Origin of the sequence: Streptomyces olivaceus, from assembly GCF_000721235.1 — a bacterium.
GTDB classification, from domain to species: Bacteria; Actinomycetota; Actinomycetes; order Streptomycetales; family Streptomycetaceae; genus Streptomyces; species Streptomyces olivaceus.
Genome location: NZ_JOFH01000006.1, coordinates 12,407 through 39,258, shown reverse-complemented (window position 1 = coordinate 39,258; position 26,852 = coordinate 12,407). Strand labels below are relative to the sequence as shown.

The window sequence follows — 26,852 nt, the reverse complement described above, 5'->3', positions numbered from 1 at the left end:
TTGTGCGGTGCCCGGTGTGGGTGCTGGGCGGGGGTGGGGCGCGCGGCCCGGCGCTGAGGGGGGCCGCTGCGCCCACCCGTGCCGCCCTGGCGGCACGATTGCCCGCAGCTACGCGCGCGACTGTCCGTAGCTATACGACTGAGGCCGGAATCCTTAGGATTCCGGCCTCAGTCTTTCAGTAGCGGGGACAGGATTTGAACCTGCGACCTCTGGGTTATGAGCCCAGCGAGCTACCGAGCTGCTCCACCCCGCGTCGATGAACAGAACACTACGTCAGCCCGAAGGCGAGAAGCAAATCCGGGGCTCACGCCGTCGCGCAGTTCGGGCAGGTGCCGCGGTATGTGACCTCGACGTCCGAGACGGTGAAGCCGAAGCGCTCCGAGTCGGGGAGGTCGGCCAGCGGGTTGCCGGTCGGGTGGACGTCGCGGATCGCGCCGCACCGGGCGCAGACCAGGTGGTGGTGCGGCTGGTGCGCGTTCGGGTCGTACCGCTTGGCGCGCTTGTCCGTCGCGACTTCCAGCACCTCGCCGAGCGTGACCAGCTCGCCCAGGGTGTTGTAGACCGTCGCCCTGGAGATCTCGGGGAGCTTGTCCACGGCCCGGGAGTGCACCTCGTCGGCCGTCATGTGGACGTGTTCGCCGTCGAGGACCTCGGCCACCACGCGTCGCTGCGCGGTCATGCGCCATCCGCGTCCACGCAACCGTTCCAGTAGGTCACTCATACGAACCAGCCTAGCAGTAGGGGGGACCAGGTCCCGAACAGGTGTGACTTTGGAGCCTTACTTGACTTAGACATTGTCCATTGTAGGATCGGCTACGGCATTAGCCAAGGGACAGGTTTTACGCAGGATTGGCGCAGGAGGCGTACGTGACTCAGGGACCGCTCACTACGGAGGCCGGTGCTCCGGTAGCCGACAACCAGAACAGCGAGACCGCGGGCGTCGGCGGCCCCGTGCTCGTTCAGGACCAGCTGCTCCTCGAAAAGCTGGCCCACTTCAACCGTGAGCGCATCCCGGAGCGCGTCGTGCACGCGCGCGGCGCCGGTGCCTACGGCACCTTCACGGTCACCGCCGATGTCACCCGGTACACGCGCGCCGCGTTCCTCTCCGAGGTCGGCAAGGAGACGGAGACCTTCCTCCGCTTCTCCACCGTGGCCGGCAACCTGGGCGCGGCGGACGCCGTCCGCGACCCGCGCGGCTTCGCGCTGAAGTTCTACACCGAAGAGGGCAACTACGACCTCGTCGGCAACAACACCCCGGTGTTCTTCATCAAGGACGCCATCAAGTTCCCCGACTTCATCCACACCCAGAAGCGCGACCCCTACACCGGGTCCACGGAGATGGACAACGTCTGGGACTTCTGGGGCCTGTCGCCGGAGTCGACGCACCAGGTGACCTGGCTGTTCGGCGACCGCGGCATCCCGGCGTCGTACCGCCACATGGACGGCTTCGGCTCGCACACCTACCAGTGGAGCAACGCGGCCGGCGAGGCCTTCTGGGTCAAGTACCACTTCAAGACGGACCAGGGCATCAAGACCCTCACCCAGGCCGAGGCGGACAAGCTCGCCGGTGCGGACCCCGACTCCCACCAGCGCGACCTGCGGCAGGCCATCGAGCGCGGCGACTTCCCGTCGTGGACCGTCGGCGTGCAGGTCATGCCCGTCGCCGAGGCGGCGCAGTACCGCTTCAACCCGTTCGACCTGACCAAGGTGTGGCCGCACGCGGACTACCCGATCGTCTGGTTCGGCAAGCTGGAGCTCAACCGGAACCCGGAGAACGTCTTCGCGGAGGTCGAGCAGTCGATCTTCTCGCCGTCCCACTTCGTGCCCGGCATCGGGCCGTCCCCGGACAAGATGCTCCAGGGCCGCCTCTTCGCCTACGGCGACGCCCACCGCTACCGCGTCGGCATCAACGCCGACCACCTGCCGGTGAACCGCCCGCACGCCACCGAGGCCCGCACCAACTCCCGTGACGGCTACCTGTACGACGGCCGCCACAAGGGCGCGAAGAACTACGAGCCGAACAGCTTCGGCGGCCCGTTCCAGACGGACCGGGCCCTGTGGCAGCCGGTCGCGGTCTCCGGTGCCACCGGCGAGACGGAGGCCCCGTCGCACGCCGAGGACAACGACTTCGTCCAGGCGGGCAACCTCTACCGGCTGATGACGGACGGCGAGAAGGAGCGGCTGATCGAGAACCTGGCCGGCGCCCTCTCCGGCGTCTCGCGCGACGAGATCGTCGAGCGAGCGGTCGGCAACTTCCGTCAGGCCGACGGTGACTTCGGCAAGCGGCTGGAGGCCGCGGTCCAGGCCCTGCGCGGCTGACATCCAGCACTGGACCGCTTGCCGTAGCGGCGGGCCGGATTCCCGGGGGACGGGGATCCGGCCCGTTGGCCGTTCACGCGCCGGTCACGCCCCGGCGGTCCCGGCGGTCCCGGCCGGGGCAGGACGCGGTTCCTCGGTGGGCAGGGGGAGCCGGGTGACCGCCCGGCGGTACTCGGCGACGATGCGGTCCACCACCTCCCGCGCGGGCAGCACCGCGTCGACCAGGCCCGCGGACTGGCCCGCCTCCACCTTGCCGGTGTCCACCAGGCCGTCCAGCGCGGCGTCCTTCAGACTCGCGGAGGCGAACGCGCCCCGGCGCACGTCCAGCTCCGTCCCGTCCTCCTCCAGCCGGGTCATCCGGCGGGTGAAGTCGTTGTCCAGGGCGCGGATCGTGCCGAGGCCGCGGCCGACCGTACGGGTGGAGTCGACTCCGGCGGCGACGACGGCCGCCTTGTAGCCGGGGTGCACGGTGGCCTCCTCGGTGGCGAGGAACCGGGTGCCGAACTGGGCGCCGTCCGCGCCGAGGGCTACCATCGCGGCCAGGCCGGCGCCGTCCGCGACGCCTCCGGAGGCGACGACCGGCACGCCGGGCACGGCGGAGACCACCGCGCGCACCAGCACCTGCGTGGCGACCATCGCGGGCGGCGGGTGCCCGCCGGCCTCGGCGCCGACGACGACGAGCCCGTCCACTCCGGCGTCGGCGGCCTTGCGGGCGTGCTCGACCCCGGCGACGACGTGCAGGCAGACGGTGCCCACGTCGTGGAAGCGGTCCAGGTAGCGGCGCGGCCCGCCCTGGGAGGCGATCAGCACCGGCGGACGCCGGGCCAGCAGCAGTTCGACGACCTCGTCGGCGCCCGCGCGGTAGAGGGGCAGGTTGACCGCCCAGGGGCGGTCGGTGCCGGCGGCCGTCTCGTCCAGGGTGCGGGCGAGGTCGGGCAGGCGCATCGGGCCCGCGGCGACCACGCCGAGGCCGCCGGCCCGGCTGACCGCCAGGGGCAGCGCGGAGCTGGAGGACGCCCAGGACATGCCGGCCTGCACGACGGGCAGGTCGATGCCGAGCAGCTCGGTGAGGGGCGTGGCGATACGGGTCATGCCGCGGCCCCGGTGCCGTCGTGGCCCAGCAGGGTGCGGGCGTGGGCGGCGAGGCGGTTCTTCTGCACCTTGGAACTGGCGGTCATACCGATGCCCTCGAAGCCGTCCACGATGCGCAGATGCCTGGGCACCTTGAAGCCCGCCATGCGGCTCCTGGCCCAGTCGATCAGCTCCTGCTCGGAGGGGCCGGGGCCGGTGAGTACGACGAAGGCGAACGGCACCTCCATCAGCCGCTCGTCGGGCACGCCGACCACCACCGCCTGCCGTACCCCCGGGTGGCGGTGCAGGACGTCCTCGACGTCGGCCGGGGCGACGTTCTCGCCGCCGACCCGGATGATGTCCTTGGTACGGCCCGTGAAGTGCAGCCGGCCGGACGCGTCGAGGACGCCGATGTCACCGGTGGCGAGCCAGCCGTCCGGATCGACGGCGGCGGCGGTGGCCGCGGGGTCGTCGAGGTAGCCCTGCATCACGTTCCAGCCGCGGACCAGGATCGAGCCGGGTTCGCCGGGCCCGCAGTCGCGGCTGCCGTCCAGCGCCCGGATGCGCACCTCGACGCCCGGTTCCGCCAGCATCGCGCCGGAGGCCCGTACCTCGTCCGGCTCCCACCAGCAGGACTGGGCGACGTTCGGGGACGCCTCCGACAGGCCGTACCCGGCGACGCACTCGGTCGCGCCCAGCTCGTCGATGACCCGGCGGATCACGGTGGGGGAGGCGGCGACCCAGGCGCCGCGCAGCCGCAGCGTGCGGTGGGCGAGGTCGGGGTGGTTGAGCAGCAGCAGGGCGATGGTGTCGTTGCCGGAGAAGTGGGTGCAGCGTTCCTCCTCCAGCAGCCGCAGCGCCTCCGCGGGCTCGAAGCGCGGCATGGTCACCAGCGTCGTGGCGTGCTGGAGGCAGGCGAGCACGGACAGGGTGCTGCCGGCGACGTGGAAGAAGGGCCGGGCGCTGTGGAAGCGGTCCCCCGGACGCAGGCCGAGCCGGGCGCCCGAGAAGAAGCCGTCGGCGCACATGCTGCGGTGGGTGAGCAGGACGCCCTTGGGGCGTGCGGTGGTGCCGGAGGTGTACTGGACGAGCAGGACGTCGTCCGGGGTCCCGGTGGCGGGCACCTCGCCGGTGCCCCGGGCCAGGAACTCCGGCCACGGCGTGGCCCAGCCGGGCACCGCGTCGCCGCACACCACGACCCGCTCCAGGGAGGGCAGGGCCGGGCAGGTGGGCGTGGCGTCGGCGCCGATGCCGATCTCGCGCAGCACCGCGTGGAAGTCGACGTTCAGCACGCGGTCGGCGACGAAGAGCGTGCCGACCCGGGCGTGGGCCAGCGTGTGCCGGACCTCGTCGGCGCTGTACCGGGTGTTGACCGGCACGGTCACCGCGCCGACCGAGCCCAGCGCGACGAACAGGGCGACCCAGCGCGGCCCGTTGCCCAGGCAGAGGCCGACCCGGTCGCCGCGGCCGATGCCGGCGGCGGTCAGCGCCGCCCGGACGCGGACGACCTCGGCGGCGAGGTCGCGGTAGGTGATCCGCTCCGCGGCGGTGACCACGGCCTCCACGTCGGGGGCGAGCAGGGCGGCACGCTCCAGTGCCGCGTGCGCGGTCAGGGGGCATGCGGCGGCGAGATCGAGATCCGTCACTTCTCTTCCTCCTCTGTACTGCCGTGGCCGTCCGTACCACCGTGGCCGTCCGTACTTCCGGCACCGTCCGTACCGCCGGGACCGCTGGTGCCGCCGGTGCCGCCTCGACCGCCGTCGCGGCGGCGGGCGAAGCGGTCGACACCTTCGCGCCAGCCGCCGTCCGCGAGGCACTGCTCGATGGCCGCCATCTCGATCCGGATGCCCCGGTCGAGGTCGGTCTCGCCGCCGAGGTCGACGGCGCGCTTGGTCAGCGCCATGGCCAGCGGCGGTGCCCCGGCGATCGAGGCGGCGATCTCCTCGCCGGCCCGAGCCAGCCGGTCGCCCGGCACGACCCGGGTGACGACGCCCAGGTCCGCGGCCTCGGCGGCCGGCATGACCCGGTTGGTGAACAGCAGCTCCTTGGCGCGGCGCCGCCCGATGACGCGCTGCAGGCGCTGGGTGGCGCCGACCGTTCCCCAGTGTGCCTCGGGGAACCGGAAGGTGGTGTCCTCGGCGGCGACGGCGAAGTCCGCCGCCAGCGTGATCTCGCCGCCGCTGCCCACGACCGCGCCGTGCACCAGCGCGACCACGGGGCGGCGGCAGCGCTCCACGGCGTCGTAGGCGGCGAAGGACGCCTGGCGCCGGCGGCGCACCCAGGCGGCGTCCCGGCCGGCCCGCTCCTTGAGATCGGCCCCCGCGCAGAACGCCGGGCCCTCGGCGGACAGCAGGACGACCCGTACGTCGTCGTCGGCGTCGAGGTCCTCGAAGACGGCCCGCAGCCGCAGGCACATCTCCAGGTCGACGGCGTTGCGGGCGCGCGGCCGGGCGAGCCGCACGCGTGCGACGCCGTCGGCGACGTCGCACCGTACCCGCACCGTCTCCGCGTCCGGTGTCCCGGCGCCCGGTGTGGCCGCGTCCGGTGTCCCGGCGCCCGGCGTGGCTGCGTCCGATGTCCCGGCGCCCGGTGTGTCGGTGCCCGGTGCCTCAGCGTCCGCCATCCTGGATCACCCCCGCTTCCCGCAGCTCGTCGATCTCCTCGTCGCCGAGACCGGCCAGATCGGCCAGCACGGCGTCGGTGTCGGCGCCCAGCAGCGGCGGTGCGCCGGCCGCGGGCGGGGCGCCGTCGGTCTCGCGCAGCGGGGTGCGCAGGGCGCGGAAGGTGCCCTCGGTGGGATGCTCGAACTCGGTGACGACGCCGCGGGCCCGCGCGTGCGGATCGGCCAGCGCCTCGCGGACGCCGCGCACCGCACCGGCCGGGACGTCGGCGGCGAGCAGCTCCTTCAGCAGCGGGTCGCGCTCCCGCCGGGCGATCGCGGCGCGCAGGGCGGTCATCACGTCCTCGCGCCGGGCGACCCGCCCGGCGTTGTGCCGCAGCTCCGGGTCGGCGGCGAGGCCGTCGAGACCGAGGACCTCGCACAGCGGCACCCAGTGCTGGTCGCTGCCGCTGATGTGCAGCCAGCCGCCGTCGGCCGTCTCGAACGCCGCGGAGGGCACCCGGCCGGGGTGCTGCGTGCCGGTGCGCGCGGGGTCCTCGTCCAACGCGAAGAGCCGGGCCGCGTTGAGGGCGTGCAGGCTGAGCTGGACGTCCATCATCGAGACGTCGAAGTGGCGGCCCCGGCCGCTGACGCCGCGCCCGGCGAGGCCGGTGAGCACGGCGATGGCGACCCAGAGCCCGGAGGTCATGTCGGCGACCGGGATGCCCGTCTTGCTGGGCGGCCCGTCGGGTTCGCCGGTCATCGCCATCACGCCGGACAGCGCCTGGAAGACGGTGTCGTAGCCCTTGCGGGTACGGTCGGGGCCGCTCTGCCCGAAGCCGGTCGCGGAGACGTAGACCAGGCCGGGATTGCCGGCGGCGAGATCGTCGTAGCCGAGACCGAGCCGGTCCATCGCGCCGGGCAGGAAGTTCTCCACCACGACGTCCGCGCGGGCGGCGAGCCGGCGGGCGACGTCCCGGCCGCGGGGGTCCTTGAGGTCGAGGGCGACGGAGCGCTTGCCCCGGTTGAAGGCGAAGAAGTAGGCGCTCTCGCCGTGCGGCAGCCTGGGCTCGAAGCCGCGGGTCTCGTCGCCGCCGCCCGGCCGCTCCACCTTGACGACGGTGGCGCCGAGCTCGGCGAGGATCTGGGTGGCCATCGGGGCCGCCAGCACCCGGGAGAAGTCCAGGACGGTGACGCCCTCCAGCGGGCGGGGCGCGGTCGGCGCGGTCGGCGCGCTCACCGGCGGAACGCCCGCATCAGCGCGTTGACGTCCTGCCCCGCCCGCATGGCGGCCTCGGTGGGCAGGTCGGCGACGCGGTAGAAGAGGTCCTTGGCCGCGCGGATCGCCCGCGGTTCGACGGCGGCCCACCGTTCGGCGATCTCCAGCGCGGCGCCCTCCACCTCGTCCGGCTCGACCACCCGGTTGACCAGGCCGTGCTCCGCGGCCTCGGCGGCGCTCAGCAGCCGGCCGGTGCTGACCAGTTCGAAGGCGAGCTTGCGGCCCAGGTGGCGCTGGAGCCCGGTCATCACGAGGGCGGGCACGATGGAGTGCCGCAGCTCCGGATAGCCGAACTTCAGGTCGGTCCCGGCCACGGCCATGTCGGCGCCGATCGCCAGTCCGGCCCCGCCGCCCACCGCGGCGCCGCGCACCGCGGAGACGACCGGCGTGCCCATGTCCTGCATCTGTGTCTGGAGCCGCGCGGTGAGCGCCGCCCGCTCCAGTACGGCGTCCGGCTGGTCCGGGGTGAGCTCGGAGAACTCGGAGAGGTCGGCGCCCGCGCAGAAGGCCCGGCCCGCGCCGGTGAGGACGACGGCACGGACACCGGCGTCCCGCTCGGCCGCGGTGAGGGCGTCGCTCAGCGCCCGGGTCAGGGCGGTGTTCAGCGCGTTGAGCTTGTCGGGGCGGTGCAGGGTCAGGACGCGGACGGCGCCGCGGTCCTCGACGAGCAGCACGTCGGCGGCCGGGTCGCTCGGGGCGGCCGGCCGTCCGCTGGTCGTGACGGTCACGTGGGATCTCCTCGTTCCGGAGAAGTGGGGCGGCAGGGGAGGGGCGGGTGCGCGGGCGGTCAGGCCGCCGTGGTCGCCGCCGGTGCCGGGAAGCGGTCGAAGCCGGCCCGCGCCACCATGCTGTGCAGCGGCCGGCCCAGCGCCTCCTCGCAGGTCCGTGAGGCGGCGGCCAGGGCGTCCAGGTCGAGGCCGGTCTCGACGCCCATCGCGTCGAAGAGGCCGACGAGGTCCTCGGTGCAGACGTTGCCGGTCAGCCCGGCGCCGTAGCCGATCTGCGACGGATGGCCGCCGACGCCGCCCAGGGCGCTGTCGAAGTGCCGGCAGCCCGCCTCCAGGGCGGCGACCGCGTTGGCGATGCCCGTACCGCGCGTGTTGTGGAAGTGGGCGACGACCGGCAGTCCGGGGTGGGCCCGCTCCAGCCGGCGGAACAGCGCGGCGACGGAGCCGGGCGTGGCGACGCCGGTGGTGTCGCCCAGCGTCACGGCGTCCGCGCCCAGCTCGACGAAGCGGGCGACGTCCTCGGCCACCCGGCCCGGGTCGACGTGTCCCTCGAAGGGGCAGCCGAAGGCGACGGACACCACGCCGACCAGCCGGAACCGGCCGCCGGCCAGCTCCGTCATCTCCGCCACCCGCTGCCACTGCTCCTCGCGGGTGGAGCGCAGGTTGCGCTGCGTGTGGCTCTCGCTGGCGGACACCAGCAGGCTCAGTTCCTCGGCGCCGGTGCCCCGGTCGAGGTCCTCCAGGGCGCGTCGTACGGCCCTGGGGTTGGGGCAGGTCGCCTTGAACGCCACGCCGGGGCGGTGGGTGATGCCCGCCAGCACCTCACTGGCGTCGGCGAAGGCGGGCACCCACCGCGGATGGCTGTAGCTCGTCGCCTCGACGCGGCGGAAGCCGGCCGCGGCGAAGGACTCCAGCAGGCTGATCTTCGTATCGGTCGGCACGAACCCGGGTTCGTGCTGGAGACCGTCCCGGGCGAAGCACTCGCAGATCGTGACCGCGTCGGTCATCGGGCCACCTCCTCGTGGATGACCCGACCAGAATCACCCCCGGGTGTTGATAAAGTCAACACCGGTCCATCGCTGGTCCATCGCTGGTCGATCACTGGTCGATCACTGGGCGGCCGTCCCGTGCGCCCTCACGCGTCGTCGAGGCGGTCCCGCTCCTGGTGCTCCATGGTCAGTGCGAGGTCGGCCAGCTTCTCCAGGGCCCGCTCCAGCGCGCCCGACTCCTCGGGCGAGAGGGCGGCCGCGAACGCGGCGTCGCGCTCGTTGGCCGCCGCGATCAGTCCCCGGTACAGCACCACTCCGGCCTCGGTCAGGGCCAGTTGCCGGGTGCGCCCCGAGCCCTCGGTGCGGCGGACCAGGTCCCGCTCCACCAGGCCCCGCACCACCCGGCTCATCTGCGCCTTGTCCAGCCCGGCGCGACGGGCGAGCCGGTTGAGGGTCAGGGTCGGGTCGGCCGCGATGAGCGCGATGGTGCGCCACTCGCCGAGGCTGACGTCGAACTCGCGCCGGTAGCGCAGTGCCGCGCTGCGCGACAGCGCCGACGACGTGCGCGACAGCCGGTAGGACAACAGCTCCGAGATCGGGACGAGGTCTGAGCCACCCTCACGCTTCTGCATGGCGGACATCGTATCGCCGGCGACTTCCTCCGATCCCTCCAAGGTGTTGACTTTATCAACACCTCAGGTCGAGACTCGCACCGGTCGCGGCCCTCTGCGACCCTGTCACTTCACGCAAGGAGTCGTACATCGTGGTCGACCCCTCCACTTCCACCTCCGCGTCCACGGAGTCCCCGGGACCGCCGGCGGCCGGCGCCGCGTCCGTCGACCGTGACGCCACCTACCGCACCATCGCCTGGCGCGTGATGCCGCTGCTGGTCGTGTGCTACGTCGTCAGCTTCATCGACCGCACCAACATCGGCATCGCCGAGCAGGGTCTCGAACGCGACCTCGGCTTCGGCTCCGCCGTGTACGGCCTCGGCGTGACGCTGTTCTTCGTCGGCTTCATCGTCTTCGAGGTGCCGAGCGCGAGCCTGCTCGCCCGGTTCGGTGCCCGCCGGACGCTGGTCCGCATCATGGCGTCCTGGGGCGTCGTCACCGTCGCCACCGCCCTCGTGCAGGACGAGGTGACCTTCTACGTCGCCCGGTTTCTGCTCGGCGTCGCCGAGGCCGGCTTCTTCCCCGGGGCGCTGTACTTCCTGGCCTGCTGGTTCCCCTCCGCGCGGCGCACCCGGATGACCGCGGTGTTCTTCGCGGGCGTGCCCGTCTCCGGGGTCCTCGGCTCCCTGATGTCCGGCTGGATCATGCACACCTTCGGCGGCGTCGGCGGCCTCGCCGACTGGCAGTGGCTGTTCGTCATCGAGGGCATCCCGCCGATCCTGCTCGCCGTCGCCGTCCTCGTCTGGCTCGTCGACGCGCCCGAGCAGGCCCGCTGGCTCTCCCCGGCCCAGAAGACCGCCGTCCGCGCCGACCTGGTCGCCGACCAGCAGCGCAAGACCGGGGAGGAGAAGGGGCACGGAGGACTGCGGCTCGCGCTGCGCGACCCCAAGGTGTGGATCATCGGCCTGTGCGCCTGCGGCGCCTACACGCTCGCCAACGCCGTCTCCTTCTGGACCCCGCGCATCATCGCCGACGCGGGGGTGGGCGACGTCCTGAACCTGGGCTTCTTCTCCGCGCTGCCGCCGCTGCTCGGCATCGTCGTCATGCAGATCGTGGGCCGGCACTCCGACCGCACCCTGGAGCGCCGCTGGCACGCGGCGCTGAGCTGGACGGTCGCCGCCTGCGCCATGGTGGCGCTCTCGTTGTCCGAGGGGAGCGTCGTCGTGGTCGTCGTCCTGCTGGCCGTGCTGGCCGCCGCCCACTATTCGGGGCTCACCGTCTTCTACTCGATCCCCTCGATCTACCTCGGCGAGCGCGCCGCGGCCACCGGCATCGCCTTCGTCACCTCGATGGGTTCCTTCGCCGCCGCGGCCTCCCCGTCCCTGCTCGGCTTCATCCAGGCCAGGACCGGCAGCCTCGCTCTCGGCCTGCAGATCAGCGCCGCCATCGTGCTGCTCGCCGTCGTCCTGCTCCTCGTCGGCGTCAAGACCCGCGACCTGCGCGAACGCCGCCCGGGCTGACGGCCGGACGGCGTTCGCGACACCTTCTGCGGGACGCCCTCAGCGGGGCGCCTTCCGCGGGACGCCCCCCAGCGGGCGGGGCGCCTTCCGCGGGACGCCCCCAGCGGGACGCCTTCTACGGGGCGCCCTCCGCGCGGTGTCAGCCGCCGGGCGACAGCAGCGGCAGGTCCAGGCGCCCCGCGAGCTCGTCGACGCCGGTCCCGAAGGTCTCCCGCACCACCACGCCCTCCGGCGTGATGTCGAACACCGCGTGGTCGGTGTAGACGCGGTCGGCGCAGCCCTGCCCCGTCAGGGGGTAGGTGCACCGCGGGACCAGCTTGGGCGCGCCGGACCTGGTGAAGAGCGTCATCATGACGAACACCTGCTTCGCCCCGATCGCCAGGTCCATGGCCCCGCCGACGGCGGGGATGGCGTCGGGTGCGCCGGTGTGCCAGTTGGCGAGGTCGCCGGCCGCGGAGACCTGGAAGGCGCCCAGGACGCAGATGTCCAGGTGGCCGCCGCGCATCATGGCGAAGGAGTCCGCGTGGTGGAAGTACGCCGCCCCCGGCAGCTCGGTGACGGGCACCTTGCCCGCGTTGGTGAGGTCCGGGTCGACCGCGTCGCCGCGGGCCGCGGGCCCCATGTTCAGCATGCCGTTCTCGGTGTGCAGCACGACACCGGAGTCGGCCGCCAGATGGTCGGCGACCGAGGTCGGCCGGCCGATGCCGAGGTTGACGAAGGCGCCGTGGGGAATGTCGCGGGCGACGAGGGCGGCGACGGCGTCCTGGTCCAGCGGACCGGCTGCGTCCTGCGGACCGCGTACGTCCGGAACGGGTGTCTCCTGCGGGGCGGGTCGTCGGTCGGTGTTCATGCGGTCCCCTCCTGCACCACTCGGTCGACGTAGATGCTCGGCGTGACGACGGTCTCGGGGTCGAGCGCACCGGTCTCGACGATCTCGCGGACCTGCGCGACCACGGTCGTGGCGGCGGTGGCCATGACCGGCCCGAAGTTGCGGGCCGTCTTGCGGTAGACGAGGTTGCCCATGCGGTCGGCCCGGTGCGCGCCGATCAGCGCCACGTCGCCCCGGATCGGGTACTCCAGGACGTGCGGGCGGCCGTCGATGACGCGGGTCTCCTTGCCCTCGGCCAGCAGGGTGCCCGCTCCGGTGGGGCAGTAGAAGGCGCCGATGCCGGCCCCGGCCGCCCGCATCCGCTCGGCCAGGCTGCCCTGCGGCACGACCTCCAGCTCGATCCGGCCGGCCCGGTACAGCCCGTCGAAGACGTGGGAGTCGGTCTGGCGGGGAAAGGAGCAGATCACCTTGCGGACCCGGCCCTCGGCGAGCAGCGCGGCCAGCCCCGTGTCGCCGTTGCCGGCGTTGTTGGACACCACGGTCAGGTCCTTCGCGCCCTGGCGGATGAGGGCGTCGATCAGGGCGACCGGCATCCCGGCCATCCCGAAGCCGCCGACGAGCACGGTCGAACCGTCCTCCACACCGGCGACCGCTTCGTCGGCGTCGGCGCACAGCTGTGTGGTCATCGGCCCGCCTCCGTGACGTTCTCCAGGACCACGGCGAGTGCCTGGCCCACTCCGATACAGATCGCGGCGAGGCCCCATCGCCCGCCGGACTCCTTCAGCCGGTGGGCCAGCGTGCCGAGCAGCCGGCCGCCGGAGGCGCCCAGGGGGTGGCCGAGGGCGATGGCGCCGCCCTTGGCGTTGACCGTCGCGGGATCGATCCCCCAGGCGTCCACGCAGGCCAGCGCCTGTACGGCGAACGCCTCGTTGAGTTCGACCGCGGAGACGTCGGACCAGGAGATGCCCGCGCCGCGCAGTGCCCGGTTCGCCGCCTCCACCGGGGCGAAGCCGAACAGCTGCGGGTCCAGCGCGAAGACCCCGCGCCCCGCGACCCGCGCCAGCGGATCGGCACCGATGCGGGCGGCGGCCGACCGCGAGCCGAGCAGCACCGCCGAGGCCCCGTCGCTCAGCGGCGAGGCGTTGCCCGCGGTGATCACGCCGTCCGGGCGGAAGGCGGGCTTCAGCGCGGCGAGCCCGTCGGCCGTGGAACCGGGCCGGATGCCCTCGTCCCGGCCGAGGGTGCCGCCCTTGCCGTCCACCGGAACCGGCACCACCAGGTCGTCGTAGAAGCCGGCGTTCCAGGCCGCGTCGGCGAGCTGGTGCGACCGCGCGGCGAACTCGTCCTGCCGCTCGCGGGGAATGGGGAACCGCTCGCCGAGCTGCTCGTTGGCCTCGCCCAGGGAGACCGTCCACTCCTTCGGCATGCGCTCGTTGACCAGCCGCCAGCCCAGGGTGGTGGACACCGCGGTCATGTCCCCGGCGGGATAGGCGCGGTGCGGTTTGGGCAGCACCCACGGAGCCCGCGACATCGACTCCACCCCGCCCGTCAGCACGACGTCGGCGTCCCCGGTCTCGATGGCCCGGGAGGCGATGATCGCCGCGTCCAGGGAGGAGCCGCAGAGCCGGTTGACGGTGGTGGCGGGAACGCTGGTGGGCAGTCCGGCCAGCAAGACGGCCATCCTGCCGACGTTGCGGTTGTCCTCACCGGCGCCGTTGGCGTTCCCCCAGACGACGTCGTCGAGGTCGCCCGCCGCGAACTCCGGCACCTTGGCCAGGACCCCGTTGACGGCGAGCGCCGCCAGGTCGTCGGGCCGGACGCCGGCGAGGGCGCCCGAGAAGCGTCCGAAGGGTGTTCTTGCCGCTGCGTAGAGATAACTGTCGGTCACGCCGCCACGGTAGGAGCGCTCGCTTGTTCACGTCCAAGACCTAATGGCGAGCGATTGAGAAGAGCTGCTTATCAAGGCCGTACAGTGACCCCATGGAGCTCCGGCAGGTCCGCTACTTTCTCGCTCTCGCCGAGGAGTGCCACTTCGGCCGTGCGGCGGCCCGCCTGCACGTCGCCCAGCCCGCGCTCTCCCAGCAGATCAAGCAGTTGGAGCGCGAGCTGGGCACCGCCCTGTTCCACCGCTCCACCCGCCATGTCGACCTCACCGAGGCGGGCCGGGACCTGGTCGGGTACGCCCGTACCCTGCTCGCCGAGGAGCGGCGCGCGCGGGCCCACATGGCGGAGCTGGCCGGCGGCGGCGCGGGACGGGTCTCCGTCGGTTTCATCGGCACGGCCACCTACGACGTGCTGCCGCGCGTCTCCCGCACGGTGCGGGCCCGGTTGCCGGGCATCTCCCTGGAGCTGCACGGCGAGGTGCTCACCCCGCAGCTCCTCGACGGCCTGCTCACCGGCGCGTACGACCTCGCGGTGTGCCGGCCCGACACGGCCGGAACCGCGCAGGTCCGCACGGCGCCGCTGCTCACCGAGTCCCTGATGGCCGTGCTGCCCGCACGCCACCCGCTGGCCGCCCGCCCGGTCCTGCCGCTGCGGGACCTGGCCGACGAACCCTTCGTCATCCACTCCTCGCAGCCCCGGTCCTCCATGTACGACCGGGTCCTGTCCGCCTGCGACCGGGCCGGGTTCCGGCCCTCGTCCCTCGTCGAGGTCGGCGAGACGGCCACCCTGGTCGTCTTCGTCGCCGCGGGGCACGGCGTGGCGCTCGTCCCGCAGTCCGTCCGGAGCCTGCGGCTGGACGGCGTGACCTACGTGCCGCTCGCCGAGCCGGAACCGGTGGACCTCGTCCTGGCCCGCCGGACCCGCCCCGACTCACCGGCGGTCGAGCGGGTCGCCTCGGTGATCGAGCAGTGCGTACGGGGCTGACGGCGGGGACCGGAACTCCCTCAAGCGGTCACCGCCGGCGCGTTGTGCCGCGGGCGTGCCGGTGCCCAGCAGCGGATGATGTCGCGCACCGAGACGATGCCGGCGGGCTCGCCCCCGTCGAGGACGATGAGGTGCCGGAAGCCGCCGTGCGTCATCGCCCCGGCGGCCTCCTCCACCGTCCAGGTCGGCGCGGCGAACACGACGTCGGTGGTGGTGTGGGCGTGCGCGTGCTCGGTGTCCGGGTCCTGGCCCCGCCCGACGGAGACCAGGACGTCGCGTTCGGTGAGGATGCCGATGCCGCCGGCGTCCGGGTCGTGCACCACGGCCGCGCCCACGTGGCGGGCCGACATCAGGGCGGCGGCCTGGCGCAGCGTGTGGGCGGGGCCGATGGTCAGGACGACCGTGCTCATGACTTCGTGGACGAGCATGGGGTGAAGCCACCTCCTGCCGGTGATCCATGAGTGTGTTCATGGATTCACAAGTTCACAAGTGGGGGAACCCTCAGAGTGGCAGGCAGAGCGCGGGTCAACAAGGGGGCGCGGAGGTGAAGTCGGGGCGTGAAGGGCGTGCGCGGCGCTCCGCGGCGCCGGACCGGTCTGCCCGGCCGGTCAGTAGCGCTGGTTGAGGTAGCCGAGCAGCTCGTCGTGGAGCCTGCCGTTCGAGGCCGCCGCGTTGCCGCTGTGCGGGCCGGAACGGCCGTCGAGGCCGGTGAAGGTGCCGCCCGCCTCCGTGACGATGACCGAGGCGGCCGCCATGTCCCAGAGCGCCAGCTCGGGTTCGGCGCAGATGTCGACCGAGCCCTCGGCCACCATCATGTACGGCCAGAAGTCGCCGTACGCGCGGGTGCGCCACACCTCGCGGGTCAGGTCGAGGAAGCCGTCGAGCCGGCCCTGCTCCTCCCAGCCGCCGAGCGAGGAGTACGCGAACGAGGCGTCCTTGAGCGTGGAGACCTGGGAGACGTGGAGCCGGGAGGCCGAGGTCAGACTGCGGCCGGTGAACGCGCCGTGGTCCAGCACCCCCCACCAGCGGCGGCCGAGCGCGGGTGCGGAGACCAGGCCGACGACCGGCTGGTAGCCGCCCTCTCCCGCCTCCATGAGGGCGATGAGCGTGGCCCAGACGGGGACGCCGCGCACGTAGTTCTTGGTGCCGTCGATCGGGTCGATCACCCAGCGGCGGGGGCCGGCGCCCGCCACGCCGAACTCCTCGCCCTGGACCGAGTCGCGGGGGCGGGCGCGGGCGAGGTGGCCGCGGATGAGTTCCTCGGCGGCCTTGTCCGCCTCGCTCACCGGGGTCATGTCCGGCTTCGTCTCGACCTTGAGGTCGAGGGCCTTGAAGCGGTCCATCGTCGCGGCGTCGGCGGCGTCGGCGAGAACGTGGGCGAGGCGGAGGTCGTCGAGGTAGTCGGGCATGCGGGTCACGGTATCTGTCGGGGGTGGTACGGGGCCACCAGGGGTTTGGCGGGCGTGGCGGGCCGCGGGCCGCGTGCGCGGTGCGGTGCGGTGCGTTCAGTCCGTACCCGGGGCTGGTGCCGGGCGGGGTGGGTCGCGTTGCCCGGCGCTGCCGGGTGCCGCTGCGCCCACCCGTGCCGCCCCAGCGGCACGACTGCCCGCAGCTGGGGGCGGCACGACTGCCCGCAGCGGTGCGGTGGTGATGTGCGCGCGGGCTCTTGACAGTGTTGTCGGGCGCGTCAAATCTGGGCAGCGAGGTCGGTCGGCCGAGGGAGGCGAGGGTGCCTGCAGCCCGGGAGTCCCTGCTCGACGCCGCTTACACGGCGCTGGCGCGCCGGCCGTGGGCCGCCGTGCGGATGGTGGACGTGGCCGCGTCGGCCGGGGTTTCCCGGCAGACGCTCTACAACGAGTTCGGCAGCAAGGACGGTCTCGCGCGGGCGCTCGTCAGACGGGAGGCCGACGGCTACCTCGCCGGGGTGGAGCGCGCGCTCTCGGGCCCCAGCGACCCGCGTGAACGGCTCACCGCGACCGCCGAATGGATGATGTCCGCCGCCCACGACAACGTGCTGGTCCGCGCCCTGCTCACCGGCTGCTGGAACGAGCGGCTGCCCGCACCGGCCCTGTCGGCCGTGCCCTCCTCCTCCGGAGTCCCGGCCCAGCGCCGGGCCGACGGTCCGCTGCCCTCGCCCGGCGACTTCGTGACCCTCGTCCGCGACCGCGCCGTGGCCGTCCTGAACGGCGGGGGCCCGCTCGCGCCGCCGGCCGCCGTCGAGTTGGCCCGCTCCTGCGAACTCGCCGTGCGGCTCGCCCTGTCCTGCGTCGCCGCGCCGCCCGCCGAGGGCGGGGTCGCCGACCTCGTACGCACCGCCCTGCCCCGCCGGCTCACGGCGTAGCGGCCGGCAGTGGCTAGTGGGCGGAGCCCGACAGCTGGAGGCCGATCACACCGATGATGACCAGGCTGATCGAGACGAGCTTGAGAACCGAGACCAGGTCGCCGAGGAAGATCATGCCGTAGATGGCGGTGCCCGCCGCGCCGATGCCCGTCCACACGGCGTACGCCGGACCGACGTCGAGCTTCTTCAGAGACATCGTCAGCAGACCGAAGCTGCCCAGCGCGAAGGCGCAGAAGGCGATCGTGGGCCAGAGCCGGGTGAAGCCGTGCGACAGCTTCAGACAGACGGCGAAGCCGGTTTCGAGCACCCCGGCCACTATGACCAGCAGCCACGCCATTGCTTGTCCTCCCGTAGTTTCCGTACCGCGACCGCTGCGTCGTCGCCGATCCGGCGACTCGTCCGGCTTTGCTCGGGCTTGGTTCCGGCTTGGTGCGATTATGCACTTACCGGTGGCACGCCACGGCAAACAACGCGGAGGTCAGTCGCCCTCCCTGCGTTCCCGCGTCGACAGCAGCCGGCGCAGCGAGTACAGCCGTGCCGGGTCGGCGTGCCCCTCCTCGACCCAGGCGTCCAGCGCGCAGTCGGGCTCGTCGTGACTGCACGCGCGCGGGCAGCCCTCCGTGCCGGGCACCAGGTCCGGGAAGGCGTTGATCACCCTGGACGGGTCGATGTGCGCGAGGCCGAACGACCGTACGCCCGGGGTGTCGACGACCCAGCCGCCCCCCTCGGAGGAGAGCGGCAGCGCGAGGGCGGAGGTCGTGGTGTGCCGGCCGCGGCCCGTCACCGCGTTGACGTGTCCCGTCACCCGGCGGCGGTCCTCCGGTACCAGGGTGTTGACCAGGGTCGTCTTGCCGACACCGGAGTGGCCCACGAAAGCCGTGATCTTCCCGTCCAGGTGCTCGCGCACGAGTTCCGCCGCGGCGCCGTTCTCCAGCCCCTCGCGGCTGGTGACCACGTACGGGATGTCCAGCGCGCCGTAGAGCTCCAGGAGTTCGTCCGGCGGGGCCAGGTCCGACTTGGTCATCACCAGCAGCGGGGTGAGGCCCCCGTCGAAGGCCGCGACCAGGCAGCGGTCGATGAGGCGCGGGCGCGGCTCGGGGTCGGCGAGGGCGGTGACGACGGCGAGCTGGTCGGCGTTGGCGACGACCACCCGCTCGTAGGGGTCGTCGTCGTCCGCCGTGCGGCGCAGCACGGAGGTGCGCTCCTCGATGCGCACGATGCGGGCGAGGGTGTCCTTCTTGCCCGAGAGGTCGCCGACCAGGGCCACCCGGTCGCCCACGACCGCCGCCTTGCGGCCCAGTTCACGGGCCTTCATCGCCATGACGACCCGGTCCTCGACCAGGCAGGTCAGCCGGCCCCGGTCCACCGTGAGGACCAGGCCGCCGGCGGCGTCCTCGTGCTTGGGCCGGATATGGGTCCGCGGCCGGTTGCCCTTGCGGTGGGGCCGGGTGCGGATGTCGTCCTCGTCGGTGTGCTTGCCGTAGCGCCGCATGGCGAACCGTCCCTACGCCCCGAGCATCCCGGTCCACAGGTCGGGGAAGTCGGGCAGGGTCTTCGCGGTCGTCGCCACGTTCTCGATCCGTACGTCCTCGACGGCGAGGCCGAGGACCGCGCCGGCGGTGGCCATGCGGTGGTCGTCGTAGGTGTGGAAGACGCCTTCGTGCAGGGGGCGCGGGCGGATGTGCAGACCGTCGGCGGTCTCGGTGACGTCGCCGCCGAGTTCGTTGATCTCCTTGGTGAGCGCGGCCAGGCGGTCCGTCTCGTGCAGGCGCAGGTGCGCCACCCCGCGCAGGGTGGAGGGGGAGTCCGCGAGGGCGGCGACGGCCGCGATGCCCGGGGTCAGCTCGCCGACCTCGCCGAGGTCGACGTCGATGCCGTGGATCGCGCCCGATCCGGCGAAGACGAGTCCGTAGTCGGTCAGTTCACAGGAACCGCCCATGTCGGTGAAGATCTCGCGCAGCCTGTCACCGGGCTGGGTGGTGCGGGACGGCCAGTCGGGGATCATGATCTTGCCGCCGGTCACCAGGGCCGCCGCCAGGAACGGCTGGGCGTTGGACAGGTCCGGCTCCACCGTCAGGTCGCGGCCGAGCAGCGCGCCCGGCGTCACCCGCCAGACGTTCGGCTCGCCGCCCGACTCGGGGGTGTCGACCTGGGCGCCGACCGAGCGCAGCATGTCGACCGTCATGCGGATGTGCGGCATGGACGGCAGGGCCGAGCCGGTGTGGCGGACCTCGACACCCTGGTTGAAGCGCGGTCCGGACAGCAGGAGGGCGCTGACGAACTGGGAGGACGAGGACGCGTCGATCTCGACCCGGCCGCCCTCCAGGGCACCGCCGCCGTGCACGGTCAGCGGCAGCGCGCCGCGCCCGTCGTCGTCGATCCGGGCGCCCAGGGTGCGCAGCGCGTCGATCACGCCGTGCAGCGGGCGTTCGTACGACCGCCGGTCGCCGTCGAAGCGGACCGGGCCGTCGGCGAGCGTGGCGACCGGCGGCAGGAAACGCATGACCGTGCCGGCGTTGCCGACGTCGACCGTGGCGGGGCCGCGCAGGCCGGCCGGGATGACCCGCCAGAACTCGCCGGTGCCCTCGGGCCCGACGCCCTCCTCGATCTCGACGCCCATCGCGCGCAGCGCCCCCGCCATCAGCAGCGTGTCGCGGGAGCGCAGCGGGCGGCGCAGCCAGCCCGGCTCGGAGGCGAGGGCGGCCAGTACCAGCGCGCGGTTGGTGACCGACTTGGAACCGGGCACGTGGACGGTCGCGTCGACGGCTCCGCTCGCGTGCGGAGCGGGCCAGAGATCGGTGTGCGCGGGATTCACGGTCATGGACCCCACTTTAATGGCTGAAGGCGGTCCGGGATCTTGATCAAAAGTGTCGAAACCTGACCGAAAGTGCAACAGTGCACGTGCCGTGCATATATGCGACGGCTAGGAGTGCGGCGGAGGGGGACTGGGGGGTCGCCCTTCCCGTCACAGCTCCAGCAGCCAGCGCCCTCCGCCTATCAGCGAGCACAGCGACACCGCGTGGAACAGGAAGAACCACACCCCCGCCGGGGCGTGCGTCAGCCGCGCGAGCTGGTCGGCGTCCGAGTCCCCGGCGCCGCCCCGGGCCCGCTTGGTCTGCAGTTCGAAGGCCGGGCGCACGCCGCCGAGGAGCAGGAACCACACCACGGCGTACGCGAACGCCGCCTGCACCTGCGGTCCGGCCAGCCACGACACCAGGACGAACGTGCCGCCGGAGACGACCACCGTCAGCACTCCGTAGGCGTTGCGGACCATCACGAGCAGGGCGACGAGCAGCGCCGTCGCCAGCCACAGCAGCAGGGTGATGCGTCCCGCCGCCAGCAGCGCGGAGCCGCCCAGCCCGAGCAGCGGGGGAGCCGTGTAGCCGGCGACCGCGGTGAGGACCATCCCGAGGCCGCGCGGCTTGCCGCGGCTCACGGTCAGGCCGCTGGTGTCCGAATGCAGCGTTATCCCGGTCAGCGTGCGCCCGGTGAGCAGCGCCACGAGTCCGTGGCCGCCCTCGTGGGCGATGGTGATCGCGTTGCGTGCCATCCGCCACGGCCCGTGCGGCACGACGACGGCGAGCGCGACCACCAGGGTCGCGATCACCACCCACAGGTCGGGATCGGGCTGGGTGCCGGAGACCTCGTCCCACAGGGAGGTGAGCGAGGCCGATGCGAGGTGGTCCATGTCTGGGGAGGGGCTCCTCGTGCTAGCGCGGGGTCTGGCAGTGTGGCACGTATGTGCGGACGGTATGCGGCGAGTCGTCGACCCGAGGATCTCGCGGGAATCTTTGAGATCGAGAAGTGGGAGCCCGAGGAGGGCTTGGAGCCCGATTACAACGTGGCGCCCACCAAGGAGGTCTACGCCGTCCTGGACCGTCCTCTGAAAGACGCCGGGGACCCGAAGCCGGTTCGCCAGCTGCGGAAGCTGAAGTGGGGTCTCGTCCCGTCCTGGGCCAAGACGCCCGAGGGCGGCGCCCGGATGATCAACGCCCGCGCGGAGACCGTCCACGAGAAGCCCTCCTACCGCCGCGCCTTCAGCACCCGGCGCTGCATCCTGCCCGCCGACGGCTACTACGAGTGGGTCACCGGAAAGCAGGAGCGGGACCTGGAGGTCGAGGGGCGGAGGAAGCGGCCCCGCAAGCAGCCGTACTTCGTCACGCCGGCCGACGGGTCGGTGTTCGCCATGGCCGGGCTCTACGAGTTCTGGCGGGACCGGACGCTGCCGGACGACCACCCGCAGGCCTGGTGGGTGACCTGCTCCGTGATCACCACCGAGGCCGAGAGCACCCCGCTCGCGGTCGCCCCCGCCGACGGGCCGCACTCCCTCGCCGACATCCACCCCCGGATGCCGCTGATGCTGACGCCGGACCGCTGGGACGACTGGCTCGACCCGGCGCGCACCGACCCGGACGGGCTGACCTCGCTGCTGGCGCCCCCGCCCGCCGGGCTGATGCGGGCCTTCCCCGTCTCCACCGCCGTGAGCAACGTCCGCAACAACGGGCCGGAGCTGCTGGGGGAGCTCCAGGCACCGGAAGAGGGCACACTCTTCTGACGTGACGGATGCGACAACGGATGTGACAGAGGTCGTCGAGACGGAGGCGGGCCCCGCCCGCATCACCTGGCACCGGGCGAAGCAGCCCCGGTTCGTCCTTGCCGTGAGCCACGGCGCCGGCGGCGGCATCGAGGCGCGCGACCTGAAGGCACTGGCGGACGCGCTGCCCGCCCACGGGGTGAGCGTCGCGCTCGTGGAGCAGCCCTGGCGGGTGGCCGGGAGGAAGCTGGCGCCCGCGCCGAAGACCCTGGACACCGGCTGGCGCGGCGTCTGGCCCGCGCTCGCGGCACCCGGACTGCCGGTGATCGCGGGCGGCCGGAGCGCCGGTGCCCGCGTCGCCTGCCGTACCGCGGCCGAACTGGGGGCACACGCCGTCCTCGCCCTCAGCTTCCCGCTGCACCCGCCGGGCAGGCCGGAGAAGTCCCGCGCCGACGAGCTGCTCGGCACCGGCGTGCCCACCCTCGTCGTCCAGGGCGGCAACGACCCCTTCGGCAGACCGGCGGAGTTCCCCGAGGCACCCGCCGGGACCTACGACCTGGTCGAGGTGGAACACGCGGACCACGGTTTCGCCGTGCCCAAGCGGGCGCCGATCGGTCAGGAACACGCCCTCGGAGTGATCACCGACGGCGTCGTGAAGTGGACCGGCTCACTCGGCTGACACCCCGGGGAATGCGGCGCGGGCGGTCACTGTTGTGGCGGACGTACGTTGCTGAAACCTCAGCACCGACGCCGTAGGAGAGGAAGTCCGCCGCATGGGTTCGACCTTCTGCCCTCGTCGCAGTGGCCGCACCGACCTGGACTGGACGGTGCTGCACGCGGCGAAGACCGCCCCTCTTCGGGCGCTGGGCGGACCGGATCGCCAAGCGCCCCCGACCACAGGACAAGCGGCCCCGACCGCTGGTCGTCTATCCTCCGATTCGAGCGGGGCCGGTCTCGACCTCGCGACGTCGTTGGAGGAGGTGGGTCCGGTCGCTGGGACCGACGCAGGGACCGAACACGGCCAGGCGGAGCCGCCCGAGGGCCGGGGTGCGGGTGCGGAGTCGACCGCGGAGCGCAGCGCGCGCTTCGAGCGGGACGCGCTGGAGTTCCTCGACCAGATGTACTCGGCCGCGCTGCGCATGACGCGTAATCCGGCCGACGCCGAGGACCTGGTGCAGGAGACCTACGCCAAGGCGTACGCGTCCTTCCACCAGTTCCGCGAGGGCACCAACCTCAAGGCGTGGCTGTACCGCATCCTCACGAACACCTTCATCAACTCGTACCGCAAGAAGCAGCGCGAACCCCAGCGCAGTGCGGCCGAGGAGATCGAGGACTGGCAGCTGGCGCGCGCCGAGTCGCACATGTCGACGGGGCTGCGTTCCGCCGAGTCGCAGGCGCTGGACCACCTGCCGGACTCGGACGTGAAGCAGGCGCTCCAGGCGATCCCCGAGGAGTTCCGTATCGCCGTGTATCTGGCGGACGTCGAGGGGTTTGCCTACAAGGAGATCGCCGACATCATGGGGACACCCATCGGTACGGTGATGTCCCGGCTGCACCGTGGACGCCGTCAGCTGCGCGGCATGCTGGAGGACTACGCCCGTGACCGCGGACTGGTCCCGGCCGGCGCCGGAGAGTCAAACGAAGCGAAAGGCTCGGGGTCATGAGCTGCGGAGAGCCGCACGACACGGAATGCAGCGAAATCCTCGATCATCTCTACGAGTTTCTCGACAAAGAGATGCCGGACTCGGACTGCGTGAAGTTCGAGCACCACTTCGAGGAGTGCTCGCCCTGCCTGGAGAAGTACGGGCTGGAGCAGGTCGTGAAGAAGCTGGTCAAGCGGTGCTGCGGTCAGGACGACGTGCCGGGTGACCTGCGGGCCAAGGTCATGGGCCGGCTGGACCTGATCCGGTCCGGGCAGTCCGTGCCCGACCACGAGGTCTCCGCCGCGCCGTCGGCTCCGCAGGAGTCCTGAGTCACTCGTACGTGCTAATCCGCGGGTTATCTGCCCGCGGCCTCCCTGTCGCCGCCCTAGGCTCCGAGCCTGACGGCCTGGCCGGGGAGGGTTCATGGACGGTGTACCGGCACGCGCGCGTGTGTACGTCGTCTGTGTGGCCGTCGCAGCGCTGCTCTGCGTGTGGCCGGTGTCCCAGGTGTACGCGCCCTGGTGGGCGGTGCTCCTGCTCGCCGGAGTCTACGCGGGCTCCGAACTCGTCGCGCGGTCCCGTTCCGTCGGCACCTGCTACCCCGTACTGCTCGCCGGGGCCTTCCTGCTTCCGCCGCCCGCCGCCGCGCTCGTGGCGCTGCCGGGAGCCCTGCTGTCGACCGTGACGCGACGGCCGCGCGGCCTGCGGAGGATCTGGCGGGCCGCGCAGCTGGCGCTCGCCGTGTGGGCCGCCGCGCGGACGCACTGGCAGCTCGGCGGGCGGGACGCGGTCGTCGAGCCCGACTTCCCGTACGCGCTCGTGCCCGCCGGTGCGGCGGTCCTCGCGTTCTGCCTGGTCCTCACCCTGCTGGACCACGGCATCCGGACGCTCGCCGTGGCGGCGCCGAGGGTGCCCGTCGGCCGGCGGTGGAGGCTGCCGACGGGCCGGGTGTGGCGCGGGCTCTTCCTGCGCTCGCTCGCGCCGGTCGCCGTGCACGGGCTCGCCGGGCTGATGATGGCCGTCCTGTGGCGCAGTCCGTACGGACCGGTGGCCGCGCTGCTCGTGCTGCTGCCGATGTGCGTGGCCTGGTGGGCGTTCGCCCAGTACCACCGGGAGCGGGCCGCCCACCAGGCGACCATCCGCGCCCTGGTGCAGGCCGTCGACATCAAGGACGGCTACACGCGCGGGCACAGCGAGCGCGTCGGCCGGGCCTCCGTGATGATCGCCCGCGAGCTGGGCATGGACGACGAGCGCGTCGAGACACTGCGCTTCGCCGGCATCCTGCACGACGTGGGCAAGCTCGGGGTGCCCACCCGGCTGCTGCGCAAGGACGGGCCGCTGACGCCCGAGGAGCGGCGCGTGATCGAACTGCACCCCGAGTACGGGCACGAGATGGTGCGCGGCATCCGCTTCCTCGGGGAGGCGCGGGCCGCCGTCCTCCACCACCACGAACGACTGGACGGCAGCGGCTACCCCTACGGTCTGGCCGGGGACCGCATCCCCGAGTCGGCCCGGGTGGTGGCCGTCGCCGACGCCTTCGACGCGATGACCTCCACGCGCTCCTACAGCAGGGCTCGGCCCGTCGCGGTGGCGGTGCGCGAACTCCAGCGGTGCGCCGGGGGGCAGTTCGACCCGCGGATGGTGAGGGCGCTGGTCCGCGCCCTGGGCCGGCACGGCTGGCACCCCTCGGTGACCGCCGACGGCACCCCTGTTCCGCGCACCGGCCCGGTCCCGGTCCCGGGCCAGGGGGAGGACACGCGCGACAGTGTCGGGCGGCGGGTGCCGTGACGGGGTACCGGGTGCGTTGCCGTTCGGCGGCGGTGCCGGCGCACCGGAGCGGTGGGGTGCGGGGACGTCCCGGGACGGAGCCGGCGTTCGGCGGCCGGGTCGGTTGCGGCGGCCCCGCGCCCGGGCGGCGGGGCGGCGGGCTGTGGGGCAGGGGGCTGTGGGCCGGGGGGTCTCGTGAGGAGGCGGGGGCCGGTCGCCGGCCGGGTTCCGAGGACCGGCGCCCGAGGACACCGGGGCGGTGCGCTGTGCACGGGCGCGCGGGGGGCACCCCGTGACGGGGGCCGGGACCGGTGGCCGGCCGGTGTCGACGGCCGTGGACCTGATCGGGTCCGCGGCGGCCGCGTGTCCGAGGCGTGGGCGGGACGGTGAGCGCCCGTGCCGGAGCGGCCCGTGAGCGCGGGACCGGGGCGGCCGCGGGCGGCGGCGTCCCCGGTGACGCGGCTCGTGCCCGTCTGCGCCGGGCTCCTGGCGCTCTGCGCGCTCGCCTCCGTGCTGTGGTCCGGGCTCGCGCAGCGCCCCGTCGCGCTGGCCTTCGGGGCACTGGTCGCCGTCGGTGAGCTGGCCCGGAGGTCCGGCACCGGGGCGAGGGACCCCGCGCCGCTCGGCGCCGCCGGCGCGCTGGCGTACACGCTGCTCGCGGACGTGGCCGGGCGCCCCGCGCACCACGGGGTCGCCCAGACCGTGACCGTCGTGGCCGCCGCCGCGCTGCTCGGCAGCGTGCCCCACGTCGCGCGCGGCGACGGGGCCGTCCCGGAGCACCTGGCGCGGCGCGTGCTCACCGCCGCCTTCGCCGCCGTGTGCTTCCGGCCGCTGTCCAACCAGGGCGTCTTCGACGACTGGAGCGGCCCCGCCTACGCGCTGCTGCTGCTCGCGGTGCTCGCCCTGACCACGCTGTGCGACGCCGTGCTCGCCGCGGCCCCCGCCCACGCGCGCACCGGGTGGCCCTTCGGCCCGCTGCTGCGCGAGGAACTGCGCGGCATGGTCGGCATCACGTCCGCGGTGTGCGCGACCGGCGCCGTCATGGCGCTCGCGGTCGCCGTCGCGGGACTCTGGGCGCTCCCCGTCTTCTGTGTGCCGCTGCTGCTCACCCAGCTGTCCTACCGCCGGTACGCCGCCGTCCGCGCCACCTACCGGCAGACCATCGCCTCCCTCGCCCGCGCCACCGAGATCGCCGGGTACACCCCGGCCGGGCACGCCCGCCGCGTCGCCCGGCTCGGCGTGGCGGTCGGCCGCGACCTCGGGCTCTCCGGCGCCGAGCTGACCGTCCTGGAGTACGCGGCGCTCATGCACGACATCGGCCAGCTGAGCCTGGTCGACCCGGTCCCGGCGGGAGCCACCGCCGCGCTGCCCCTCTCCGAGCAACGCCGGATCGCGCTCCTCGGCGGCGCCGTCGTCCGCCAGACCGGCGTCGACGCGGCGGTCGCCGTGGTGGTCGAGCGGCAGGCCGACCCGTGCCGGGAGCAGCCGGTCGCCGCGCGGATCGTGCGGGTCGTGAACGCCTACGAGGAGAAGGCGCGGGACGCGGGTCCCGGCGGCGGTCTGGCGGCGCTGGAGGAGCTGCGCCTGGCCGCCGCGGGCGACTACGCTCCCGAGGTGGTGGAAGCGCTGGCCCGCGTCCTTGCCCGGGGCAGCCTTACCGGGCCCCCGGCTGGGTAACCCATGGGTAATGAGCGCCTGCGCAGCCGCACGTGGTTTGATGCGCAGGAGAGGGTGTCCGGGGGCGCGAAAGGCAC

27 protein-coding genes and 1 tRNA gene are annotated in these 26,852 nt (G+C 73.4%); 10 read left to right on the top strand and 18 right to left on the bottom strand.

All coding sequences use genetic code 11. The features are described 5' to 3' along the window. Window positions 1-179: 179 nt before the first annotated feature. Both IG94_RS0108960 and IG94_RS0108955 read right to left on the bottom strand, forming a co-directional pair. Window positions 180-253 (bottom strand) — tRNA-Met (locus IG94_RS0108960). 51 nt (window positions 254-304) lie between these two features. Further along, window positions 305-721: a Fur family transcriptional regulator gene (locus IG94_RS0108955; protein WP_031033214.1), complete on the bottom strand. Its 417-nt coding sequence runs from the start codon at window positions 719-721 to the stop codon at window positions 305-307. A gap of 146 nt (window positions 722-867) precedes the next feature. Between IG94_RS0108955 and IG94_RS0108950 the strand changes: the two genes are divergently transcribed. Then, window positions 868-2,319 carry a catalase gene (locus IG94_RS0108950; RefSeq protein WP_031033213.1) on the top strand — a complete coding sequence of 484 codons (1,452 nt, stop codon included), beginning with the start codon at window positions 868-870 and terminating at the stop codon, window positions 2,317-2,319. Window positions 2,320-2,403: 84 nt separating this feature from the next. Here IG94_RS0108950 and IG94_RS0108945 read toward each other — a convergent pair whose 3' ends face one another. The 7 genes from IG94_RS0108945 to IG94_RS0108915 form a co-directional block, all read right to left on the bottom strand. Then, window positions 2,404-3,411, bottom strand: coding sequence for an NAD(P)H-dependent flavin oxidoreductase (locus tag IG94_RS0108945; protein ID WP_052410605.1), 1,008 nt, complete (start codon window positions 3,409-3,411; stop codon window positions 2,404-2,406). Further along, on the bottom strand, window positions 3,408-5,036 hold the full coding sequence (locus tag IG94_RS0108940) for an AMP-binding protein (protein WP_031033210.1): 1,629 nt from the start codon (window positions 5,034-5,036) through the stop codon (window positions 3,408-3,410). The genes IG94_RS0108945 and IG94_RS0108940 overlap by 4 nt, the downstream gene beginning before the upstream one ends. After that, window positions 5,033-6,013: an enoyl-CoA hydratase/isomerase family protein gene (locus IG94_RS0108935; protein ID WP_078892232.1), complete on the bottom strand. Its 981-nt coding sequence runs from the start codon at window positions 6,011-6,013 to the stop codon at window positions 5,033-5,035. Before IG94_RS0108935 ends, IG94_RS0108940 begins: the two co-directional genes overlap by 4 nt. Next, window positions 6,000-7,229 carry a CaiB/BaiF CoA transferase family protein gene (locus IG94_RS0108930; protein ID WP_031033208.1) on the bottom strand — a complete coding sequence of 410 codons (1,230 nt, stop codon included), beginning with the start codon at window positions 7,227-7,229 and terminating at the stop codon, window positions 6,000-6,002. Before IG94_RS0108930 ends, IG94_RS0108935 begins: the two co-directional genes overlap by 14 nt. Next, entirely contained in the window at window positions 7,226-7,996 is a 771-nt protein-coding gene (locus IG94_RS0108925) for an enoyl-CoA hydratase/isomerase family protein (protein ID WP_206269825.1), read from the bottom strand. The genes IG94_RS0108930 and IG94_RS0108925 overlap by 4 nt, the downstream gene beginning before the upstream one ends. A gap of 59 nt (window positions 7,997-8,055) precedes the next feature. Next, on the bottom strand, window positions 8,056-9,003 hold the full coding sequence (locus IG94_RS0108920) for a hydroxymethylglutaryl-CoA lyase (protein WP_031033205.1): 948 nt from the start codon (window positions 9,001-9,003) through the stop codon (window positions 8,056-8,058). 128 nt (window positions 9,004-9,131) lie between these two features. After that, complete coding sequence (locus IG94_RS0108915) at window positions 9,132-9,617, bottom strand: MarR family winged helix-turn-helix transcriptional regulator (RefSeq protein WP_031033204.1); 486 nt, start codon at window positions 9,615-9,617, stop codon at window positions 9,132-9,134. A 131-nt stretch (window positions 9,618-9,748) separates the two neighbouring features. Here IG94_RS0108915 and IG94_RS0108910 point away from each other — a divergent pair, with 131 nt between their 5' ends. After that, on the top strand, window positions 9,749-11,116 hold the full coding sequence (locus IG94_RS0108910; protein ID WP_031033203.1) for an MFS transporter: 1,368 nt from the start codon (window positions 9,749-9,751) through the stop codon (window positions 11,114-11,116). A 139-nt stretch (window positions 11,117-11,255) separates the two neighbouring features. On the opposite strand, the gene IG94_RS0108905 is transcribed toward IG94_RS0108910, so the two are convergent. The 3 genes from IG94_RS0108905 to IG94_RS0108895 are packed head-to-tail and all read right to left on the bottom strand — an operon-like array spanning window position 11,256 to window position 13,833. Beyond that, window positions 11,256-11,966 carry a 3-oxoacid CoA-transferase subunit B gene (locus tag IG94_RS0108905; RefSeq protein WP_078892231.1) on the bottom strand — a complete coding sequence of 237 codons (711 nt, stop codon included), beginning with the start codon at window positions 11,964-11,966 and terminating at the stop codon, window positions 11,256-11,258. Further along, the gene (locus IG94_RS0108900) at window positions 11,963-12,631 is read right to left on the bottom strand and encodes a 3-oxoacid CoA-transferase subunit A (RefSeq protein ID WP_031033200.1); all 669 of its coding nucleotides are present in this window, start codon (window positions 12,629-12,631) and stop codon (window positions 11,963-11,965) included. Before IG94_RS0108900 ends, IG94_RS0108905 begins: the two co-directional genes overlap by 4 nt. Next, entirely contained in the window at window positions 12,628-13,833 is a 1,206-nt protein-coding gene (locus IG94_RS0108895; RefSeq protein ID WP_031033199.1) for a thiolase family protein, read from the bottom strand. Before IG94_RS0108895 ends, IG94_RS0108900 begins: the two co-directional genes overlap by 4 nt. A 92-nt stretch (window positions 13,834-13,925) precedes the next feature. On the opposite strand from IG94_RS0108895, the gene IG94_RS0108890 reads away from it, so the two are divergent. Then, entirely contained in the window at window positions 13,926-14,813 is an 888-nt protein-coding gene (locus IG94_RS0108890) for a LysR substrate-binding domain-containing protein (RefSeq protein WP_031033198.1), read from the top strand. 20 nt (window positions 14,814-14,833) lie between these two features. Here the strand turns inward: IG94_RS0108890 and IG94_RS0108885 are convergent, their stop codons facing one another. Both IG94_RS0108885 and hisN read right to left on the bottom strand, forming a co-directional pair. Then, window positions 14,834-15,241 carry a CBS domain-containing protein gene (locus IG94_RS0108885; protein WP_031033197.1) on the bottom strand — a complete coding sequence of 136 codons (408 nt, stop codon included), beginning with the start codon at window positions 15,239-15,241 and terminating at the stop codon, window positions 14,834-14,836. A 180-nt stretch (window positions 15,242-15,421) separates the two neighbouring features. Further along, complete coding sequence (gene hisN / locus IG94_RS0108880; protein ID WP_031033196.1) at window positions 15,422-16,222, bottom strand: histidinol-phosphatase; 801 nt, start codon at window positions 16,220-16,222, stop codon at window positions 15,422-15,424. Window positions 16,223-16,542: 320 nt separating this feature from the next. Between hisN and IG94_RS0108875 the strand changes: the two genes are divergently transcribed. Then, the gene (locus IG94_RS0108875) at window positions 16,543-17,154 is read left to right on the top strand and encodes a TetR/AcrR family transcriptional regulator (protein WP_031033195.1); all 612 of its coding nucleotides are present in this window, start codon (window positions 16,543-16,545) and stop codon (window positions 17,152-17,154) included. A 13-nt stretch (window positions 17,155-17,167) separates the two neighbouring features. Here the strand turns inward: IG94_RS0108875 and IG94_RS0108870 are convergent, their stop codons facing one another. From IG94_RS0108870 to IG94_RS0108855, 4 genes are all read right to left on the bottom strand, one after another. Continuing rightward, complete coding sequence (locus tag IG94_RS0108870) at window positions 17,168-17,491, bottom strand: DMT family transporter (RefSeq protein ID WP_031033194.1); 324 nt, start codon at window positions 17,489-17,491, stop codon at window positions 17,168-17,170. Between the two features lie 141 nt (window positions 17,492-17,632). Then, entirely contained in the window at window positions 17,633-18,646 is a 1,014-nt protein-coding gene (rsgA, locus tag IG94_RS0108865) for a ribosome small subunit-dependent GTPase A (protein WP_031033192.1), read from the bottom strand. A gap of 12 nt (window positions 18,647-18,658) precedes the next feature. Continuing rightward, complete coding sequence (aroA, locus tag IG94_RS0108860; RefSeq protein ID WP_031033191.1) at window positions 18,659-19,975, bottom strand: 3-phosphoshikimate 1-carboxyvinyltransferase; 1,317 nt, start codon at window positions 19,973-19,975, stop codon at window positions 18,659-18,661. A 144-nt stretch (window positions 19,976-20,119) separates the two neighbouring features. Further along, window positions 20,120-20,842, bottom strand: coding sequence for a M50 family metallopeptidase (locus IG94_RS0108855; protein ID WP_031033190.1), 723 nt, complete (start codon window positions 20,840-20,842; stop codon window positions 20,120-20,122). A 51-nt stretch (window positions 20,843-20,893) separates the two neighbouring features. Between IG94_RS0108855 and IG94_RS0108850 the strand changes: the two genes are divergently transcribed. The 6 genes from IG94_RS0108850 to IG94_RS0108825 all read left to right on the top strand — a co-directional run bounded on the left by IG94_RS0108850 (window position 20,894) and on the right by IG94_RS0108825 (window position 26,775). Further along, window positions 20,894-21,709, top strand: a complete 816-nt coding sequence (locus tag IG94_RS0108850; RefSeq protein ID WP_031033188.1) for an SOS response-associated peptidase — start codon at window positions 20,894-20,896, stop codon at window positions 21,707-21,709. A 22-nt stretch (window positions 21,710-21,731) separates the two neighbouring features. Then, window positions 21,732-22,367 carry an alpha/beta hydrolase family protein gene (locus tag IG94_RS0108845; RefSeq protein ID WP_031033187.1) on the top strand — a complete coding sequence of 212 codons (636 nt, stop codon included), beginning with the start codon at window positions 21,732-21,734 and terminating at the stop codon, window positions 22,365-22,367. A gap of 301 nt (window positions 22,368-22,668) precedes the next feature. Next, complete coding sequence (gene sigR / locus IG94_RS0108840) at window positions 22,669-23,352, top strand: RNA polymerase sigma factor SigR (protein WP_031033186.1); 684 nt, start codon at window positions 22,669-22,671, stop codon at window positions 23,350-23,352. Next, entirely contained in the window at window positions 23,349-23,660 is a 312-nt protein-coding gene (rsrA, locus tag IG94_RS0108835) for a mycothiol system anti-sigma-R factor (RefSeq protein WP_031033184.1), read from the top strand. Before sigR ends, rsrA begins: the two co-directional genes overlap by 4 nt. A 94-nt stretch (window positions 23,661-23,754) precedes the next feature. Continuing rightward, complete coding sequence (locus IG94_RS0108830; protein ID WP_031033183.1) at window positions 23,755-25,119, top strand: HD-GYP domain-containing protein; 1,365 nt, start codon at window positions 23,755-23,757, stop codon at window positions 25,117-25,119. A 390-nt stretch (window positions 25,120-25,509) separates the two neighbouring features. Then, the gene (locus tag IG94_RS0108825; protein WP_031033182.1) at window positions 25,510-26,775 is read left to right on the top strand and encodes an HD-GYP domain-containing protein; all 1,266 of its coding nucleotides are present in this window, start codon (window positions 25,510-25,512) and stop codon (window positions 26,773-26,775) included. Window positions 26,776-26,852 lie beyond the last annotated feature (77 nt).

What these genes read in the sequence shown, in the direction of transcription:
- IG94_RS0108955 (WP_031033214.1), bottom strand. Translation starts at nt 721, where the DNA reads ATGAGTGACCTACTGGAACGGTTGCGTGGACGCGGATGGCGCATGACC.
- IG94_RS0108945 (WP_052410605.1), bottom strand. Translation starts at nt 3,411, where the DNA reads ATGACCCGTATCGCCACGCCCCTCACCGAGCTGCTCGGCATCGACCTG.
- IG94_RS0108935 (WP_078892232.1), bottom strand. Translation starts at nt 6,013, where the DNA reads ATGGCGGACGCTGAGGCACCGGGCACCGACACACCGGGCGCCGGGACA.
- IG94_RS0108920 (WP_031033205.1), bottom strand. Translation starts at nt 9,003, where the DNA reads ATGACCGACGCGGTCACGATCTGCGAGTGCTTCGCCCGGGACGGTCTC.
- IG94_RS0108915 (WP_031033204.1), bottom strand. Translation starts at nt 9,617, where the DNA reads ATGCAGAAGCGTGAGGGTGGCTCAGACCTCGTCCCGATCTCGGAGCTG.
- IG94_RS0108905 (WP_078892231.1), bottom strand. Translation starts at nt 11,966, where the DNA reads ATGAACACCGACCGACGACCCGCCCCGCAGGAGACACCCGTTCCGGAC.
- IG94_RS0108900 (WP_031033200.1), bottom strand. Translation starts at nt 12,631, where the DNA reads ATGACCACACAGCTGTGCGCCGACGCCGACGAAGCGGTCGCCGGTGTG.
- IG94_RS0108890 (WP_031033198.1), top strand. Translation starts at nt 13,926, where the DNA reads ATGGAGCTCCGGCAGGTCCGCTACTTTCTCGCTCTCGCCGAGGAGTGC.
- IG94_RS0108885 (WP_031033197.1), bottom strand. Translation starts at nt 15,241, where the DNA reads ATGCTCGTCCACGAAGTCATGAGCACGGTCGTCCTGACCATCGGCCCC.
- hisN (WP_031033196.1), bottom strand. Translation starts at nt 16,222, where the DNA reads ATGCCCGACTACCTCGACGACCTCCGCCTCGCCCACGTTCTCGCCGAC.
- IG94_RS0108870 (WP_031033194.1), bottom strand. Translation starts at nt 17,491, where the DNA reads ATGGCGTGGCTGCTGGTCATAGTGGCCGGGGTGCTCGAAACCGGCTTC.
- rsgA (WP_031033192.1), bottom strand. Translation starts at nt 18,646, where the DNA reads ATGCGGCGCTACGGCAAGCACACCGACGAGGACGACATCCGCACCCGG.
- aroA (WP_031033191.1), bottom strand. Translation starts at nt 19,975, where the DNA reads ATGACCGTGAATCCCGCGCACACCGATCTCTGGCCCGCTCCGCACGCG.
- IG94_RS0108855 (WP_031033190.1), bottom strand. Translation starts at nt 20,842, where the DNA reads ATGGACCACCTCGCATCGGCCTCGCTCACCTCCCTGTGGGACGAGGTC.
- IG94_RS0108850 (WP_031033188.1), top strand. Translation starts at nt 20,894, where the DNA reads ATGTGCGGACGGTATGCGGCGAGTCGTCGACCCGAGGATCTCGCGGGA.
- rsrA (WP_031033184.1), top strand. Translation starts at nt 23,349, where the DNA reads ATGAGCTGCGGAGAGCCGCACGACACGGAATGCAGCGAAATCCTCGAT.
- IG94_RS0108830 (WP_031033183.1), top strand. Translation starts at nt 23,755, where the DNA reads ATGGACGGTGTACCGGCACGCGCGCGTGTGTACGTCGTCTGTGTGGCC.